This is a genomic window from Amycolatopsis sp. WAC 04169, assembly GCF_003947535.1.
GTDB lineage: Bacteria > Actinomycetota > Actinomycetes > Mycobacteriales > Pseudonocardiaceae > Amycolatopsis > Amycolatopsis keratiniphila.
Window position 1 is genome coordinate 392,116 of record NZ_QHJI01000010.1, and the last position, 16,730, is coordinate 408,845.

The following is a 16,730-nucleotide window of genomic DNA, read 5'->3' on the forward strand; positions in this document are numbered from 1 at the left end:
TGGGAGAACCACGATGGAAAGGCCACGTGTGCTGCTCGTCAACTGGCGCGACACCGGGCATCCGGAGGGTGGCGGCTCCGAGCGGTACGTCGAGCGGATGGCCGAAGGGCTCGCCAAGGCCGGATACCGGGTCGAGATCCAGTGCGCGGCGTACCCGGGCGCCAACGCCGGGGAATGGCGTGACGGCGTCCGCTATCGCCGCCGTGGCAACAAGTTCGGCGTGTACCCGCACGCGCTCCGGGCGATCCGGAAGGCGCACGCCGACCTCGTCGTGGACGTGCAGAACGGGATGCCGTTCTTCGCCAGGCTCGTCGCGGGCTGTCCGGTCCTCGTGCTGGTGCACCACGTCCACAAGGAACAGTGGATCAGCGCGCTGGGCGAGACACTGGGCCGCATCGGCTGGTGGATCGAGTCGCGGCTGGCGCCGTGGCTGTTCCGCCACTGCCGCTACGTCACGGTTTCCGAGATCACCAAGGGCGAACTGGCGGGCCTCGGTATCGAGGGCTCGCGGATCACCGTGGTGCCCAACGGATTGGACACTCCCCCGCGTGGCAAGGCCGTACGGGAGACCGAACCGACGCTGGTCGCGGTCAGCAGGCTGGTGCCGCACAAGCGGATCGAGCACGCGATCGACGTCGTCGCCGAACTGTCCCGGCGCTGGCCGACGCTGAAGCTGGAGGTCGTGGGCCAGGGTCCTTGGGAAGAGGTCTTGCGCAAGCACGCCCGCGACAGGGGCGTCGAGGACCGGGTGCGGCTGCACGGCTGGGTGGACGAGGACGAGAAACACGAGATCCTGGAACGGTCCTGGCTGCACCTGTGCCCGTCGGTCAAGGAGGGCTGGGGCATCGTCATCATGGAGGCCGCCGCGCACGGGGTGCCCTCGGTGGCCTACCGGGCGGCCGGCGGGGTGGCCGAGTCCATTGTGGAGGGCAAGACCGGACTGCTGGCCGACGACTTCGCCGATTTCACCGCGCAGGTCGACGGGCTGCTCGCCGACCGGGTGCGGCGGACCGAAATGGGCCGGGCCGGGGTCACGTGGGCCGGTCTGTTCGACTGGGAGCACAGCGTGAACCGCTTCGAGTCACTCGTGCGCGACGTGGCCGGGGTGGCCATTCCCCAACCGAGGGTCCTGACGCCGCAGGGCTTCGACGATCCCGTCGGCCAGGTCGGCCGTGGCGGCGTCGTCGAAGTCCTTGCGGCGTGCGCGCACGGTGACGGTGCTCGTCTCGCCGACGGTCACCGCGCCGAACGCCACGCCTGAGCGGCCGCTGGCGGCGGGATAGAACGCGATCGAGGTGACCGCGTCCGCCGCCGAAACGACGCCGAGGTTGGAAACCAGATAGGTCGAACCGAGCCTGCCCGCCAGCAGCCGGGTGCCCAGCCGGGCGATCCGGCTGCTGCGGGCGGGGAAATCGGGCTCCGGCGGCTGCGTGGCCAGCAGCGCGCCGACTTCGGCGACCGTGGGCCTCCTGCCGAGCCGCAACCGGAAGAACGCGCTGTCGTGCACGGGTTCCGGGGTGGCTCCGCCTCGCCACGACGCGCCGACCGCGGCCACCACGCGCGCGGTTTCCTCGCCGTGCCGGGCATTCCACGTCTCGGTCAGGTCGGCGGCGGCCGCGGCGAAGGCGGAGGACCCGAACCGTGAGCGCGGGAGGATCCTGGCGCTGAACACGTCCCCAGGGCCGCTTTCGGCTCGCTCCGGGGTGATTCTCGCCGGAGGCGCGAAAAGTGCTTCAGCGAGCCGCTGGAAGGCCGAGACGAGAAAGGACCGGTCCGCCGTGCGGGCGCCGATTCCCTTGGCGGCGGACGAAATCGGGACGTCGAGCGCCAGCCCGAGGACGGCGAGCAGGCCGAGACCGTCGAGCGCGCCGTGGTGCGCGGCGATCAGCACGACCGGTTCGTCGGTGCCGACGGCGACCCGGAGCAGCGGGGCGCCGCGTTCGTACGCCGCCTCGGCGAAGCGGTCGCGGACCGCCGGGAGTTCTTCGCTCCGAACGGCTTCGACGTCCGGAGCGGCACCGAGCCACGGCCGTTCCTCAACCGCGACCGCCAGCCGCATCCGCGCCTTTTCCGGCGTCAGGGCCGAAGACAGCCTCGCTTCCAGGAGGATGCTCCAGGAAACGGTGGGGTCGCCGTAGAGCCCGACGACCCGGCCGGCGTGGTCGGAAGCGAGCTCGGACACCGGCTCAGCGGTTGCCGTAAATGACGTGCTCGGGGCTCGAGTTCGGGTTGAACTGCTCCTTGATCTTCGCCTGCACCTGGGGGGCGGCGTCCGGATCGGCGGTGTTCGTCAGCGCGTAACTCCCGCCCGCGGCCGTTGCGAGCCCGATGATGACGGCGGCGGCCGCGCCGATGAGGGTGCCCAAGACCTACTCCTTCCGCGACAGGGAATTCCTGCGTCGGCTCAATGTACGCACCGGTAACTTGAGGCACAACAGTGCGGCCGCGATCGACACCAGCGCTACTCCGTTTGCCAGCACCACGGGCGCCGATGATCGCGTCCCGGTCACGGCGGGCTCACCGGGAGTGCGGTAAAGCGTGAGCCAGTCACCGGACCACACCGGTTCCGCGCCGGTCAGCAACCGCGGATCGACCCGCCCCGGTGTTCCGTGTTCGACGAGGATCCAGCCGATTCCCGCCGCGGACAGGTCTTCCGGCGACTTCGCCGCGCGGACACGGTCCATTCTGGAATCCTCGCCGGAGATCTCCTCGCCGCCGACCCGCAGCGTGTCGTCGACGACCACCGTCTCCGGGAGTGCTCGTGGCGCCGGGTCCAGCTGGGTCCGGTGGTCGTTCCAGGCGAAACTCCGGAACGTGGACAGCGGCAGCGCGACGACGTCGCCGGGCCGGTCGTCTTCGGCGAGCACCCGGTGGACGGCGTTCCAGTCGTCCGGGTAGCGCACCGCTTCGAGCCTTCCCCAGCCGCCCCAGGCGAGATCGGGCATGGTGAGCAAGGGAAAGAGCGCGGCGGCCGCGACGAGCGCCCCACGCGTCGCCCCGGTCCGCAGACGTGTGGCGGCGGCCTCGACCGCGAGCGCGAACCCGAGCGCGACCGGAAGCGCCCACCAGGCCACCCATTTCTGTGCATCTCGCAGCAGCCCCGCGCCGGGCACGTGTCCCATCGCCCAGGACAGCACGGATTCGCCGAACGGCAGGGTCGCCAGCGCGGCGAGCACGACACCGAGAACTCCCAGCACCAGTAACGCTCTCGCCGGCGGCGTGCCCCACTTCTGCGCCAGCGGGCGGAGCCCGGCCAAGGCCACGGCGACCGTGACGAGGATCAGCACCGGCGCCATCGGCGCGCCCCGGCTGCCCGGGACGACATCGCCGTTCCAGATCCCGCCGAGCCCGAGCACGCTCAGGATGGCCGGGCCCCAGCTTTCCGCGCGGGCGCTGAACGCGGCCACCCCGGCGGGATCGGACAACGTTCCGCCTTCGTGCAGGAACGTCGGAACGAGCCACGGCAGGTTGAGCACGACGGCGAGGCCGAGGGTGTGGCCCAGTTTTCGCGGTCCGGCCAGGGCGATCGCGGTGAGCGCGGCCAGCACTCCGCCGGGTGGGGTGAGCATCGCGGGGGCACAGGCGAGGATCAGCCGCGCGAGCGCCCTCGGTTCGTTCCGGCGCAACGAAAGCGCGGCGCGCACGATCCACGGGAGGCAGGCGTAGGTGAGCAGGAGCGGCCAGTGCCCGATGAACAACCGCTCCGCGAAGTAGGCCGTCCACGCGTAACCGGTGGCGGCGACGATCCGCGTACCGAGTTGCTCCGTCGGGACCAGCCGCGCTGCGCCGTATGCCGCCACGAACAATGAAAGCAGCAGAATGGTTTTCTGGACGATGTCGCCGGGAACGACGGCGGTCGCGAGCGCGATCACGGCGTCGGCGGGGACCGACCGCGGCAGCGCGGAGCCGAGCCCGACCGCGTCCGGGATCAGCGACTGACGCTGGGCGAACACCATGTCGTAGCTCAGGACGAAACCGCGTCCGAGCAGAGGCAGGAAGACCAGCAGCGCCAGCCCCGCCGACACCGCGGCGAGGACGGGACGTTCGCGCCGTGCGTCCAAGTGCCCTTCCCTTTCCGCCTCGTTCGCGGTTATGGTCGCCGAGATTACTCGCCGGTAATGGGAGCTCTGTTGAGCGTAGACGTCGAGGTCGACCGGACCAGGACCGACAAGCGTGTCGCGGCGGTCCTCGTCTCGCTCGCGCTGGGCGCGAACAACGCCGGCGCCTACGCGCTGAGCATCGTCGCCGCCCGGCTGCTCGCGCCGAGCGCGTTCGGCGAACTGAGTTCGCTGCTGGCGGTGCTGGTGATCGGCGTCGTGCCCGCGATGGGGCTGCAGACCGTGGTCGCGCTGCGGGTGGCCCGCAAACCACAAGACAGCGGGACACTGCTCGCGCTCGGCCTCACGACGAGCGCCATCGTCGCGACCATCGGGCTGCTCCTGGCGCCGGTGCTGGTCTTCGTGCTGCACCTGGACTCGGTGGTGCCCGCGCTGCTGCTCGCCGTCACACTCGGGCCGCTCACGCTGCTCGGCCTCTTCCACGGCCTGCTGCAGGGCGGCGGCCGGTTCGCGCGGCTTGCCGGGCTCATGTCGCTCGAAGGCGCCGGGAAGGTCGGCGGCTCGCTGATCGGCCTGCTGATCGGCGGCGACGCCACCGGCGCCCTGGCAGGCACCGCGATCGGCTCGTACCTGGTGATCTTCTGCGGCTGGGTCCTCTGTGGACGGCCGCGGCCCCGCAAGGCGGGCTGGCACGCGGGCGAGGTCCTGCACGCGGCTCAAGCGATGCTGGCGCTGGTCCTGCTGGTGAATCTCGACCTCGTGCTGGCGCGCCACACCCTCCCCGCCGGGGAAGCAGGCGAATACGCGCTCGGCGCGATCGTCACGAAGATCGCCTACTGGCTCCCCCAAGCCGTCGGCGTCCTGGTGCTGCCCCGCTTCGCGAACGGCGACGACCGGCGCCGCATCCTGCCCGCCGCCCTGGCCGTCTGCGCTGCCCTGGACGCCTTCGTGCTGGTGGTTTCTTTCGCTTTCGGATCGCGCCTGCTCTCGTTCATCGGCGGCTCCGGCTACGCCACCAGCACCATGCCGGTCTGGCCGTTCGCCCTCGCCGGCTCGATGCTCGCGCTGGTGCAGATCCTGCTGTTCTCGCGTCTCGCCGCCGGTGACCGGCGGGTGACCGTGCTGATGTGGACGACCGTGGTGGTGGAGACGGTGCTGGTGACGACCTGGCTGCACTCTTCGGCCGCTCAGGTGGTGACCGTCGCTGCTTGCTGTGCCGGGGCGCTCGCTTTGTCCGGAGCCTTGCTGGAGCTGCGGTCGCGACGGCGGTGAGGGACCGTGTGGATTTTGGGACGTCAGATGTCCCAAAATCCACACGGTCACGCATGAAAGGTCCGGTCACGAAGCCAAGCCGCCGGGTTCTGTCAGTGATCGGCTCCAAGCTGGTCGAGTGCGTAGAGGAGATTGGGCACGCCACCCCTTGATCACCAACGGCCCGAAGGTGATCACGGCGAAACAGCTCGAAGCCATCGGCATGCCGCGCCGGACGATCTCGCGAAGGTGCGAGCCCGGCGGGCAGTGGCGAATGCTGCTGCCCGGCGTCGTGCTGCTCCAGAACGGCGAGGCCACCGACGAGCACAAGATCCACGCCGCGCTCCTGCATTCCGGCCCCGACTCGATCCTGACCGGCGTACGCGCGTTGGAGCGCTACGGGCTGCGCAACCTCCCGGACACCGACGAGGTCCACGTGCTCGTCCCCGCGAACCGCTCGGTCTCGAACTGCGGGTTCGTCCACATCGAACGGTCACGACGTCTCCCGAATCCCAGACCTCGGTCCGGAGTCCCGACGGCTCCGGTGCACCGCGCGGTGATCGACGCGGCGCGGAGGACACCGCACAAGGACGCGATCACGGCGATGATGGCCGAGTCCGTCCAGCGAGGTTTCTGCCTGCCGCGATTCCTCACCGACGAACTCGACGAGGGCCGCCGGACAGGCAAGGAACTCCTGCGAAGCGCGCTTCTCCCGATCCTGGGCGGCGCCCGATCGGTCGCCGAAGCCGACGCCTGGCGTCTCTGGCAGCGATCGGACCTGCCCGAGTGCCGATGGAACGTCAAGATCTTCGGCGCGGACGGCACCTACATCGCGCAGCCCGACGGCTGGTGCGACGAACTGGGCTTCGCCTGGGAAATCGATTCCCTCGAGCATCACGCGGGAGACACCGGCTTTCGCGACACCCTCGCCCGCAATGCCCGTTATGCCGCAGCCGGGATCGTCGTCGTCCAGACGCTGCCATCAAGGCTGCGTTCGGAGCCCGGCAGAGTCGTAGCCGAGCTCCGGGCGGCACTGGACAGCGCTCGCCTACGACCTCGGCCCGACGTCCGGCTCGGGTGACCGGCCCGCGAACCAAGGCACACACATCGCCACCATCGCCGCCGCGGCCAGCAGCAGCGAAGCCTGCGTCACCGGCCCATAGGCCCACTCCTGCCCGTGCCCCAGCAGCCGCCCCACCACCGCGACGAGCGTTCCCACGACCATCCCGCCGAAAGCGAGATATCGCGGCGCGCGTTCGCTGAACTGGCGGGCCAGCAGGACGGCGATCAGCAGCACGATCGGCAGCATCCCGCCCAGTACGGCCAGCAGTCCGATCAGGACCACCGGCACCACCGGCCCGGAACCGGCTTCCACCGAAATACGACGACGGCGGACCGGCCACAGCGCCCCGAGCAGCACCAAAAGGATCGCGACCGCCCCGATCAGCAGGCCCGAGCGGTACTTCCAGTCCGGCGTGAACTCCAGTCGCACCACACCGCCGGAGCCCGCGGGCAGGATCCATGCCTGCTGCCAGCCGTCGACGCGCGTCTTCACCAGCGGGGTTCCGTTCAGCGAGGCGGTCCAGCCCGCGTTCGCGTTCTCCGGAACGGCCAAAATGGACTCGTCGCCGCCCGCCACGGTGACCGATCGGGACGTCGCGTCCCACGAGTCCACGGTGACGGCGCGATGCGCGGCGGGCGAAACGGCCCGGCCTGCCGGTTTGAGCCAGAGGTCTTGGACCACGAACGACTCGGAGCGGTCAGTCCGCAGTTCGTGCCCGCCGGCAGCCAGGTCCACGCCGCCCGCCGAATCGGGGCACGCGGACAACGTCAGCGGCCGGTGCGCGACGAAGTCGGCGAGCGTGCCGCGCACGGAGGTGTCGTAGTCGAAGCCGTCCAGGCGGACGTTCGGCCCCGATCCACAGGGCAGGGTGAATTCCGCCGCCGGGGCGGGAAGTTCCGCACCGGTCAAGGAAAGGCTCCCGATGCCGAGCGAGTGCCGGGTCCGCTGGTCGTCGTCGAGGCCGGCGAACGCGATCTTCAGCTGCGAGGTCTCCAACGGCGGGAAAGTCGCCGCGCCGGCGGCGTCGAGTTCGACGGAACGGCTCGACGTCGGCGTCGTCAGTTCCAACCGCGCGGGGGCACGCGAGTCGGCGGCGACGCGGATCCCTGAGATCGTCTGCGGTTTCGTCCAGTCGAGGGTCATCGTCGGCCGCAGATCCGTGACGTCGGGCTGCCAGGCGGTCGCGGGATTCCCGTCCACCGCGGCGAACGCGCTCGCCGACGGATCCCCGCCCAGTTGCGACGTCGCCGAAACCCGCAAGCCCGGCAGTTCCACCGGGACCCGGCCACCGCCCGCGGGCAGCACGGTGCCGCCGAATTCGTACGCGCTCTGCGACGTCGTCGAAAACAGCCGCCGGATCCCGTCCGGTTCCTCCCCGTCACGGCCCGCGTTGGCGTCGCAGCGGCCGGGCACGCACGCGTATCTCGGCTGCGGCCCGCGTGTGAACGCGAATCCCGGAGGCGTTCCCGCGCCGAGATCGGCGGGGACTTCCAGCGCACGCTGCGGTTCCACGCCCGGGATCTTCAGCTCCGAGACCCCGACGTTCCCGTCCTGCCTGCCGACCACGAGCGACAGCAACGTGATCCGCACCTTGCGCGTCACCCCTTCCGGCACCGGATAGGTGTGCGCCCCCGCACCGCGGACGACCTGGTGGTCGACGGAACCGTTGTCCGTGGTGATCCGGATCCTGGTCGGCGGCCAGCCGACGCGGATGTCGTCGACCATCGCGAGATCGACCGAGTTCACCAGCCTGGGGGTGTCGAGTTCGACTTCGAGCCACTCCCCGAGCGGCCCGGTGAAGCTCGACGAATGCCAGGCGGTACGCGGATCCCCGTCCAGCGCGGCGAACGGTTGATGGCTCGGATCCGAGCCACCGAAGGCGTCCGCGAACGAAGCCGCCGTCGACGCGGTGACCGAGCGGATCCCCCGGTACGCGGCCAGGGTCTGGTGCTGCTCACCAGGAAACGGCAGGACGTCCAGCGCGGCTCGTTGCTGGCGCGGGGATTCCCCGGCGGTCAGCGTCTGGCTCAGGTTGTCCCGCACCCCGCCGACGTTGCGTTCGGCGCGGCGCAACCCGTCGGTGACCAGCCTCGGCCCCGTCGGCGAACCGCCGTCCCCGGTCAGCACCGTCGGCGTACCCGGGTCGAGTTGCCCGGAGTTCATCAGCGGCAACAGGTTCTCCGGGCCACCGCTTACCGTCGGAACGTCCTTCGTGGACGTCGCGGTGACGAGCGGCACCGGCCGTTTCACCTCGAAGACCTCCAGCGGCCCGAACTGGGCCGACTTCTCGATCCCCGGCGATCCCGCCAGCCCGGCGCGCAAGGTCGTGAAGTCGGGCGCGCCGACCTTGGCGCGGTCGACGTCGCCGCGCAGCAGCAGGAACCGGTAACCCGACCGCGCGAGCAGCGCGGCGAGCCCGGGATCCCCTCTGCCGTCGGCCAAGGCCGCGTCGACCGAGTCCATCAGGCGGGTGTTGCCCTCCGAGCCCAACGGGACCTGGTTGCGCACCGCCCACGGGCTGTCCGCGATGGCCTGCGCCGGTTCGTCCACCGTGCGGCCCCAGTCGTACTCGCCGAACCCGGTCGCGGGCAGCAGCAGCGTGCGCGCCGTCGCGTCGGTCTTGGCGACGTAGCCCATCGCGTCGTACCAATACCCCGGTACCTCGTCCCAGCCCGGCCCCGGCCGCAGCGTCAGCAGCCACACCGGCGCCGCCATCGCCACGACCAGCAGGGCGCCCAGCGCGGGCCGCAGATTTCGCCGCAGCGCGGGCGCGGCGCTGGTGATGCCGTGGACGAACGCCAGCATCAACGGCAACCGCAGCACCGGTTCGAACTTGTGCACGTTCCGCAGCGGCGCGAGCGGGCCGTCGAGCAGATGCCGCACGGGTTCCGCCAGCGGGCTGTCGAGCGTCCCGACGTAGCCGACGGTCAGCAGCGTCAACCCGGTCAGCACGCCGAGCACCAGGAACCGCCGCTCGGGCAGCCCACGCCGCGCGAGACCGAACAGCCCGACCGCGGCCACCAGCCCGGTCGCCGTCATGAGCACCGGATTGTCGATCAGCGCCCAGCCCGAAGGCCACCATGGCGTGCCCTGCACCACGTAGGCGACCCACTGGTTGGTGCCGCGCAGCACCTCGAAGAGCGACATCGGCGCGGTGGTGTTCGTCGCGGATTCGATGTAGTCGAGGAACGGCAGGCTGTACTGGCCGAGCAGCACCAGCGGCAGGAACCACCACAGCACCACGCCGACGACGAAGACGAACCACCAGATCACCAGCGCGACATGCGTGCTCCGCCATTTCCTGGTCAGCAGCCACAATCCCGGGAGCACGAGCGCCATCACGACCATCGCGCCGTTGATCCCGCCCATGCACAGCACGGCGAGCGCGGACAGCCCGGCGGCACGGCGCGGCGAGCCGATGCGATCGGCGAGGATCAGCGGCAGCAGCACCCACGGCAGCAGGACGGCGGGCAGCATTTCCGAGGACAGCGAACCGATTTCGGTGACCATCCTCGGCGCGAGGGCGTAACCCACTGCTCCGATCAGCCGAGTCCGTTCGTTCCCTATTTTCAGCGCGCGGGCCACGAGCAGGGCGCCGCCGAACGCGACCGAGAGCAGGATCGCGCACCACAGCCGCTGCGCGATCCACACCGGTATGCCGACGGCTTGGCACGCCGCGAAGAACGGCCCCATCGGGAACAGGTAGCCGTAGGCCTGGTTCTGCAGCTCCCCCGCCGTCGCCTGGGGATTCCACAGGTGCAGCGCCCGGCCGAGGAAGGCCAGCGGATCCACGGCGAGGTCGAGTTTCGTGTCGAAGGTCGTCCTGCCGGGACGCTGCACAAAGGACAGCACGGTGAGTGCCAGCACGATCCACGTGCTCGGCCTCTTCACGAGCGCGCCGGGGGTTACCATCCGGTAGATACTAGGCGGAAACGTGGCTACTATGCGCCCTATGACAGACGGTTTCGAAGAAGCGTGGTCGCTCGCCGAACCCGTCAAGGGCTGGATGACGCGGGATCAGGGCCTCGCCTTGTGGAACGCCGCGTGCCGGCTGGACAAGGGCGATCTCATCGTGGAGATCGGCAGCCACCAGGGCCGTTCGACGATCGTGCTCGCGAGCGCCGCTCGCACGGTCGGGGCGCGGGTGGTCGCCGTCGACCCGTTCGTCGACGGCCGGTTGTTCGGCGGATCGCCGACACGCCAACGGTTCGAGGCGAACCTGAGAAAGGCGGGCGTCGAGGACGTCGTCGAGCTCGTGGCGGAGTACAGCACGAAGCTCCGACCGCGCTGGGACCGTCCGATCCAGCTGCTCTACATCGACGGCAAACACGACTACTGGACCTACACCGACGACCTGCGCTGGTCGGCGAACCTGGACGACGGCCGGGAAATCCTGGTCCACGACTGCTTTTCCTCGATCGGCGTCACACTGGGCACGATCGCGAAAGTCCTCTTCGGACGGCGCTACACCTATCTCGACCGCGCGACCTCGCTGGCCCGGTTCCGGCTCACCCCGCCGTCGGCGAAGGACAGGCTGCGGGTTGTCGCCCAGCTTCCGTGGTTCGCGCGCAACGTCGGGATCAAGATCCTGCTGCGGCTGCGCCTGGCCCCCGTCGCGAAGATCTTCGGCCACGACAGCCCGTACGACCCCTACTGAGTGAGCGGTTTGCCGACGTCGACCTTCGCGAGACAGACGGGAGCCCCCTTCGCGGACAACTGAAAGCCGATCTTGTCGAACAGACCCTCGATCGGCAGGTACATCGTGTGCAGGCCGGGCTGGAACCACACCGGCACACGGGTCCCGTCGCGGTCCACGAACCCTTCGCCGCCGTCCGCGGTGAAGTAGTCGATCCGGAGCAGGTACCGGCCGAGAACGGGCGTGTCCAACGGAACCCGGACCAGTTGCTCGCCGACGGTGTAGCCACAGCCCGCCACCGGACCGGGCACGCCGCGGGAAACCGGTTCCACGCCGGTGATCGTCTTCGCGGTACCCGAGTCGTCCAAAAGGGACATCCGGCTGGTCGGCTGGTCGAACTGGAAACCCGGGATCAGGCCCACCACCCGTGAGGCCCGGGCGTTCTCGCCGAACCAGCCGTGCAGGACGTCGTTCGGCACGGGCGTGTCGAACAGGACGAGGTCGGGGTCCCGTTCGATCGAAGCACGCGCGTTGGCGAGGAACTCCCGGGAGTGCTCGAACCGTAATCCGGGCGCCAGCCGGGAAAAGCCCACGGCGGAACTCGCGAGCAAGGCGAGACACAACGCCAGGGCGAACGGACGTTTCGCCGAAGACGGCACGGGATCCGAAGGCCGGTCGAGCGGTTTGGGCTCCAGGAAGGCGAAAGCGAGACACAGCGCGACGACGAGCGCCAGATCGGCGACGTAACGGGGATCGCTGCCCAGTTCCGGGCCGACCTCGGTGAGCCTGGTGGCCGCCGAAAGCCCGATGTCCGCCACGAACACCAGGCCCAGCAGGATCCACGCCTTCCTGGCCCGGAGCCCGCCCACGCGGCTCCCGAATACCAGCACCCCGACGGCCGCGAGCAGCAGCACGATCCGCACCACCACGGGGGAAGCGGCGAACGTCGCGCCGGGGCCCGGCCCCGACCATGGCCCGCCCACCATTCCGGGGATCAGGGTGTCGCCGAGCATCCGGCCCGTCATGTCCGCGACCGTGCCGACGGTGACCGGACCACCGCCTTGCCCGACCTGACTCGTGGTCAGCATCAGGAAAACGGCGGCGTAGCCCGCGAGGACGGCGGCGAGGACACCCATCAGCACGAGATGGCGGCGCAAGGAAATCCCGAGCAGAACGGTGATCCCGGCGATCAGTAGCGGGATGAACACCGCCTTCTCGTAGAAGGCGAGCCCGAACACGGTCCAGGCCACGGTGGCGATCGCCCAGCGGCCGCCGTCGGCGAGGTAGCGCACGTGCGCGTGCAGGGCGGCCGTGGCCGCCAGGAGCACGGGCGCGATCTGGATGGCGTACGCCCACCACAGTGTCGGGACGAGCAGCAAGGTCGATGTCGTGAACATCGTGAACGGGACGAGAATCCCCCACCGGCGCCCGAAACAGCGCACCAGCACCGCCCACAGCAGCACCGACGCCGCCGCCTGCATCGCCAGGACCGGCGCCATCAGCACGGCGAAGTTCAGCGGTGCCCACGCGGTCAGCACGTCGGCGAGCAGGAACCCGCCGGGCGCGAGATGGCCGTGGTAGTCCTGGAAGAAGTAGCCGAAGTCGAACGGTCCCGCCTTCGCGGCGTGGTAGGTGATGACGAAGTCGTCTTGCGCGAGGCTGCCGCGCAGCGCGGCCCACACGTGCAGGACGAACGGGATCACACCGGCCGCGAACGCGGCGAGCGCGACCGGCGAAGGTCTTTTCCCCCGGAGAGCCACGGATCGCCTCAATTCTTGCAGGTCGGCGGCTGGCACATGATCTTGCTCAGCGCCTGGTAGAAGACGTCCGAGATCTTCCTCGGATCGGGGGTGGTGAACGATTCCCCGCCGGTGGCGGTGGAGACCTGCCGCAGTTCGGACGCGTCGATATCCGGCCCGATGCCGATCCCGATGACCGGCAACGGTTTCCGCGGATCCTGCAGCTTGCCCAGTTCCTCCAGCAGCCGGGGCAGCCCGATCGTCTCGCTGTCCTCGTTGCGCCCGTCGGTGAGCACGACGACCAGGTTGATCCGGCCGGGTTTCCAGTTCTGCCTGGCGTTCTGATACGCGGCGAGGATCGAGTCGTAGAGCCCGGTCGCGCCACCGGCTTTCGGGCGCACGGCTTGGAGTTGCGCGACACCGCCCGAGGCCGTCTGCTCGGCGATCGTCTTCATCGGCAGCAGGACACGATGGTCCTTGTCACCGTCCAATTTGGTCGAGAACAGCCACAAACCCAGTTCCGTCGTGGGTTTGAACAGACCGAGGCCCTGCGTCGCGGCCTGCAGGGTGAGCTCCATCCGGCTCTTCCCCGTACCCGGCACGGCGGCGGCCATCGAACCGGAGACGTCGAGCAGCACCTGGACCCGGGCGCTCAGGTTCGTCCCCGCCCATGCCTGGAGGACGGCGTACAGTTCCGCCACCGGCGGGGCTCCCGGCGGACGCGGCGCCGGATCGGTGCGGCCGTCCTGCGCCCGCGGCACGGCGAACCGGCCGCTGGGAGCCCGGAATCCCGCGTCGGCGAAGATGCCGCCGGCGAGCGGGTCGAGCAGCAGCCGCAGGAAACGTTCCGCCGCGGTCCTCGACGCTTCGGACGCCTTGGGCAGCACGACGTACGGATAGTCGAAGCCCTGCACCGGGACACCCGGGTAGGCCGCCACCAGGTTCCGCGCGAGGACGGATTGTTCGGTCGTGGGAAAGGCGGCCGGGAACCGGTCCGGCACCGGGTTCAGTTTCCGCATGGCGGCGGTGAACGCCGCGGCCGGGTCGGGTTCCTTCTCGGTCAGCTTCCGCAGGGCGAGCAGTGTGCCGACGCCGAGCGGATCGCGCGCCGGATCCGGGATGCCGATCGGTGCGCCGTCGAGGATCTCCTGCCACGACGGGGTTTTCCCCGGCCAGCCGAACCGCCGCGCGGTTTCGTCGGGAAGTCCCAGTACCACCGGGGAACTCGCCACCGACTGACCGGATTCCGGCAGGTTCCACGCGCCGGCGTCCCTGGCCTGCGACAACATCGTGCTCGACTCGGGGACCCAGACGTCGGGCCCGCCGGAGGCGGTGGTCCCGAGCAGGTCGGCGGTCTTGGCCGACTCGCTCGCGGTCACGTTGACACTGAAGCATTCTTCCTGCGGCACGGTCTTCGCGAGCCGGGTGAGCACCGGCGCCACGTCGGGCGCCGCGGTGATCTCGACCGGCGTCAGCGCGTCACAACCGTTGCCCGCCAACCGGGCCCGCAGGTAGTCGACACCCCACCAGGCGCCGAGCGCGATCACCAGCAACAGGCTCAAGACAACCACGGGCGCGTTGAAACGCCCGCCACGCCTCGGGCCGTCCTGCATGTGCGTGCCTCCGAGGTGCGGGGTGAGGACCTGGGATGTTGCCCAATCCGCCCGCGAACGTCAACCCTCGGGTAACTTAGCGCGCCCCGTTGCGGCAAACGGCCTAACGAAACCCGTGACTCACGTGATCAGAGCCGTGACTCGCGTGATCGGAGGCGTAACTCGTGAGTTACGCGTCCAATCACGCGAGTTGCGCCTCCAAACACGCGAGATCGGCCTAACCGAAATACCGTCCGGCGCCGATGTGGGCACCGACGGACTGCCACCAGCCCGCGTCGCCGGTCGAATCGATGCCGTCCGCGATCACCGTCACGCCCGCCATGGTCGCGGTGTCGATGAGATTCCGCAGCGTGCATTCCGCCAGCGGTTCCGTCCGCCGCTCCGCCAGCCGGGGCGCGATCCGGACCGTCCGCACGGGCACGTCGACCAGGCAGACGACGTCGCCGCCCGCGCCGAAGCCCTGCAGTTCCGCGTCCACGCCGATCTCGGCGAGGAGGTGCAGGTTGTCGACCGTCTCACCGAGGTCCGCGAGCACGGCCTCGGTCGGAAAGCCCAGGCGGAGCCGTGACGGCCCGAGGCCGGTCGCGGCCAGGGTGTTCCGCACCGACCCGACGAGATCGGGATCGGCGGCCTGATGCGGGGTCAGGCCCACGACCATCGGGAGCCTGTCGTCCGATTCCTCGCAGGCGGTGCGGATGAGCCATTCGCCGAGCGGCACGATCAGGCCGGTCTCGTTGGCGAAGCGGACGCAGGTGTCGTGACCGATCCGGCCGTGACGCGGATGGTTCCACGCGAGCCTCAGCTCGATTCCCGCCGGCCTGCTGTCCGCGAGCCACGTCAGCGGCCGGAAACCGACCTCGATCTCACCGGTCTCCCAGGCGCCCGCCATGGAGACGGCGAGGCCGAACTCATGTCGTTCCCTGCTGTCGAGCACGGAATCCGACAGCGCCCACTGCCGGTAGCCGTTGGCCTGCGCCCGGCGCAGCGTCATGTCCGAGACACGCAGCAGTTCGTTCGGCGCGATGTCCCTCGGCGGCCGGTGCACGACGCCGACGCAGGCCGAAACCGCGACGCCGCTGCCGCTCTCGAGGTAGACCGGTTCGGACAGCTCCTGGTTGATCATGCCGATGACGGTGGCGACGTCCGGGCTGGTCGCGGTGTTCTGGATGAGGATGCCGAATTCGTCGCCGCCGATCCTGGCGACGAGCGCGTCCTCGCCGCCGACGACGGTCCGCAGCTTCGCCGCGACGTTCTTCAGCAGGTCGTCGCTCTGCTTCTGGCCGAGCCCGCCCGCGATCAGCGAGAACCCGTCCAGGTCGAGGCGATAGACGGTGACGCCGAAGGACGGGTCGGCGTGCCGCAACGCCTTCTCCAGGCGGGTGCCGAAGCACTGCCGGTTCGGCAGGCCGGTGAGCGGATCGTGCAGGGCCTGGCGGCTGAGCTGGCGCTGCAGCAACGAAACGTCGGTGTCGCCGTCGACGAGGGTGATCAGCTGCTGGGCTTCACCGGCCGGGTCGCGGATCACGGCGCCGGTGAACGCGGCCCACGGCGGTTCCTCGTCCTCGGTCACGAGTCTTCGCGACAGCTCGAGTCGCTGGCTCTCGCCTTCCAGCAACTTCCGGTAGCCCTCGCGCAGGCCGTCGGCGTCGTCCGGGTGCACGAGGTCGTAGAGATTGAGCCCGATCAGGTCCGCGACGGGCCGGTTCAGCATTTCGGCGAACGCCGGGTTCACCCGCTGGACGCGGCCGTCGACCCTGGTGACGGCCACGCCGGTCGCCGAGCCGGTGAACAGCTGCTCGAAACGCGCCTGCGTCAGCACCAGCTCACGCCGCGTCTCGCGTTCGAGCGTGACCAACGTGCGGCTCAGATCCTCTTGCTGCGTCTGGATGCTCTCGCGCAACGCCTCGCCGTAGCCGGACGCGAGCGCGCCGAGCACCTGCAACACCCGTTCAGGGAGCGACTTCACGCCCCGCAACTCGGGTTCGTGCAAGAGCCCCTTGCCGAGTACGTCCATCGTGCGGCGCAGGCTGTCCGGCCCGACGCATCTGAGCGCGACGAGCCGCGCGCCGGCCTCGGTGGCCTGCGCGGGCTCGGCGTCGCCGCTCAGCACCGCGTCGAAGACCTCGTCCAGCAGAGTGGCGAAATGCTCTTCGATCTGGGCGTGGGTATACGGAAGATACGCCGTACCGGTGACCAGGTAGGCCCACTTGCGGGCCAGCGTGGCGCGGGTCGGCGCGGCGTTCTTCCGCTTCGGTGCCGTGGAGGATGAAGTTGACTTCGGTGCGTCCGGCGATACGGGGAACTCATCGCCGTCCGGAAGTGGGGCAGTCACGTCCGCCGGTCCTGGGGTCGCTTTCGTATTCCGTCGTG

Annotated in this window: 10 protein-coding genes; 4 read left to right on the forward strand and 6 right to left on the reverse strand. The window is 69.9% G+C overall.

Going from position 1 to position 16,730, the window contains the following annotated elements; all coding sequences use genetic code 11:
• Positions 1 to 28: 28 nt before the first annotated feature.
• The gene (locus DMC61_RS29180) at positions 29 to 1,261 is read left to right on the forward strand and encodes a glycosyltransferase family 4 protein (RefSeq protein ID WP_125693151.1); all 1,233 of its coding nucleotides are present in this window, start codon (positions 29 to 31) and stop codon (positions 1,259 to 1,261) included.
• Positions 1,262 to 2,186: 925 nt separating this feature from the next.
• On the opposite strand, the gene DMC61_RS29190 is transcribed toward DMC61_RS29180, so the two are convergent.
• Together DMC61_RS29190 and DMC61_RS29195 are read right to left on the reverse strand one after the other, a co-directional pair.
• The gene (locus DMC61_RS29190) at positions 2,187 to 2,366 is read right to left on the reverse strand and encodes a hypothetical protein (protein ID WP_016335312.1); all 180 of its coding nucleotides are present in this window, start codon (positions 2,364 to 2,366) and stop codon (positions 2,187 to 2,189) included.
• Positions 2,367 to 2,369: 3 nt separating this feature from the next.
• Positions 2,370 to 4,061 carry a hypothetical protein gene (locus DMC61_RS29195; protein ID WP_125693006.1) on the reverse strand — a complete coding sequence of 564 codons (1,692 nt, stop codon included), beginning with the start codon at positions 4,059 to 4,061 and terminating at the stop codon, positions 2,370 to 2,372.
• 69 nt (positions 4,062 to 4,130) lie between these two features.
• On the opposite strand from DMC61_RS29195, the gene DMC61_RS29200 reads away from it, so the two are divergent.
• On the forward strand, positions 4,131 to 5,330 hold the full coding sequence (locus tag DMC61_RS29200; protein ID WP_125693008.1) for a lipopolysaccharide biosynthesis protein: 1,200 nt from the start codon (positions 4,131 to 4,133) through the stop codon (positions 5,328 to 5,330).
• 118 nt (positions 5,331 to 5,448) lie between these two features.
• Positions 5,449 to 6,390 carry a hypothetical protein gene (locus DMC61_RS29205; protein ID WP_233594996.1) on the forward strand — a complete coding sequence of 314 codons (942 nt, stop codon included), beginning with the start codon at positions 5,449 to 5,451 and terminating at the stop codon, positions 6,388 to 6,390.
• Here the strand turns inward: DMC61_RS29205 and DMC61_RS29210 are convergent.
• Complete coding sequence (locus DMC61_RS29210; protein ID WP_125693010.1) at positions 6,358 to 10,284, reverse strand: alpha-(1->3)-arabinofuranosyltransferase; 3,927 nt, start codon at positions 10,282 to 10,284, stop codon at positions 6,358 to 6,360. The two genes, DMC61_RS29205 and DMC61_RS29210, sit on opposite strands and share 33 nt — an antisense overlap.
• Before the next feature lie 40 nt (positions 10,285 to 10,324).
• On the opposite strand from DMC61_RS29210, the gene DMC61_RS29215 reads away from it, so the two are divergent.
• On the forward strand, positions 10,325 to 11,029 hold the full coding sequence (locus tag DMC61_RS29215) for a class I SAM-dependent methyltransferase (RefSeq protein WP_125693012.1): 705 nt from the start codon (positions 10,325 to 10,327) through the stop codon (positions 11,027 to 11,029).
• Here the strand turns inward: DMC61_RS29215 and DMC61_RS29220 are convergent.
• The 3 genes from DMC61_RS29220 to DMC61_RS29230 all read right to left on the reverse strand — a co-directional run bounded on the left by DMC61_RS29220 (position 11,023) and on the right by DMC61_RS29230 (position 16,692).
• A complete protein-coding gene (locus tag DMC61_RS29220) occupies positions 11,023 to 12,768 on the reverse strand; it encodes a hypothetical protein (RefSeq protein WP_125693014.1) in 1,746 nt (581 codons plus the stop codon). The genes DMC61_RS29215 and DMC61_RS29220 overlap by 7 nt on opposite strands.
• Positions 12,769 to 12,776: 8 nt before the next feature.
• Positions 12,777 to 14,360 (reverse strand): substrate-binding and VWA domain-containing protein, encoded by a 1,584-nt coding sequence (locus DMC61_RS29225; RefSeq protein ID WP_125693016.1) that lies wholly within the window; start codon positions 14,358 to 14,360, stop codon positions 12,777 to 12,779.
• A gap of 217 nt (positions 14,361 to 14,577) precedes the next feature.
• Positions 14,578 to 16,692, reverse strand: coding sequence for a diguanylate cyclase domain-containing protein (locus DMC61_RS29230; RefSeq protein WP_125693018.1), 2,115 nt, complete (start codon positions 16,690 to 16,692; stop codon positions 14,578 to 14,580).
• Positions 16,693 to 16,730: the final 38 nt, after the last annotated feature.

Coding starts and splice junctions, on each gene's coding strand:
- DMC61_RS29225 (WP_125693016.1), bottom strand. CDS start 14,360: ATGCAGGACGGCCCGAGGCGTGGCGGGCGTTTCAACGCGCCCGTGGTT.
- DMC61_RS29210 (WP_125693010.1), bottom strand. CDS start 10,284: ATGGTAACCCCCGGCGCGCTCGTGAAGAGGCCGAGCACGTGGATCGTG.
- DMC61_RS29215 (WP_125693012.1), top strand. CDS start 10,325: ATGACAGACGGTTTCGAAGAAGCGTGGTCGCTCGCCGAACCCGTCAAG.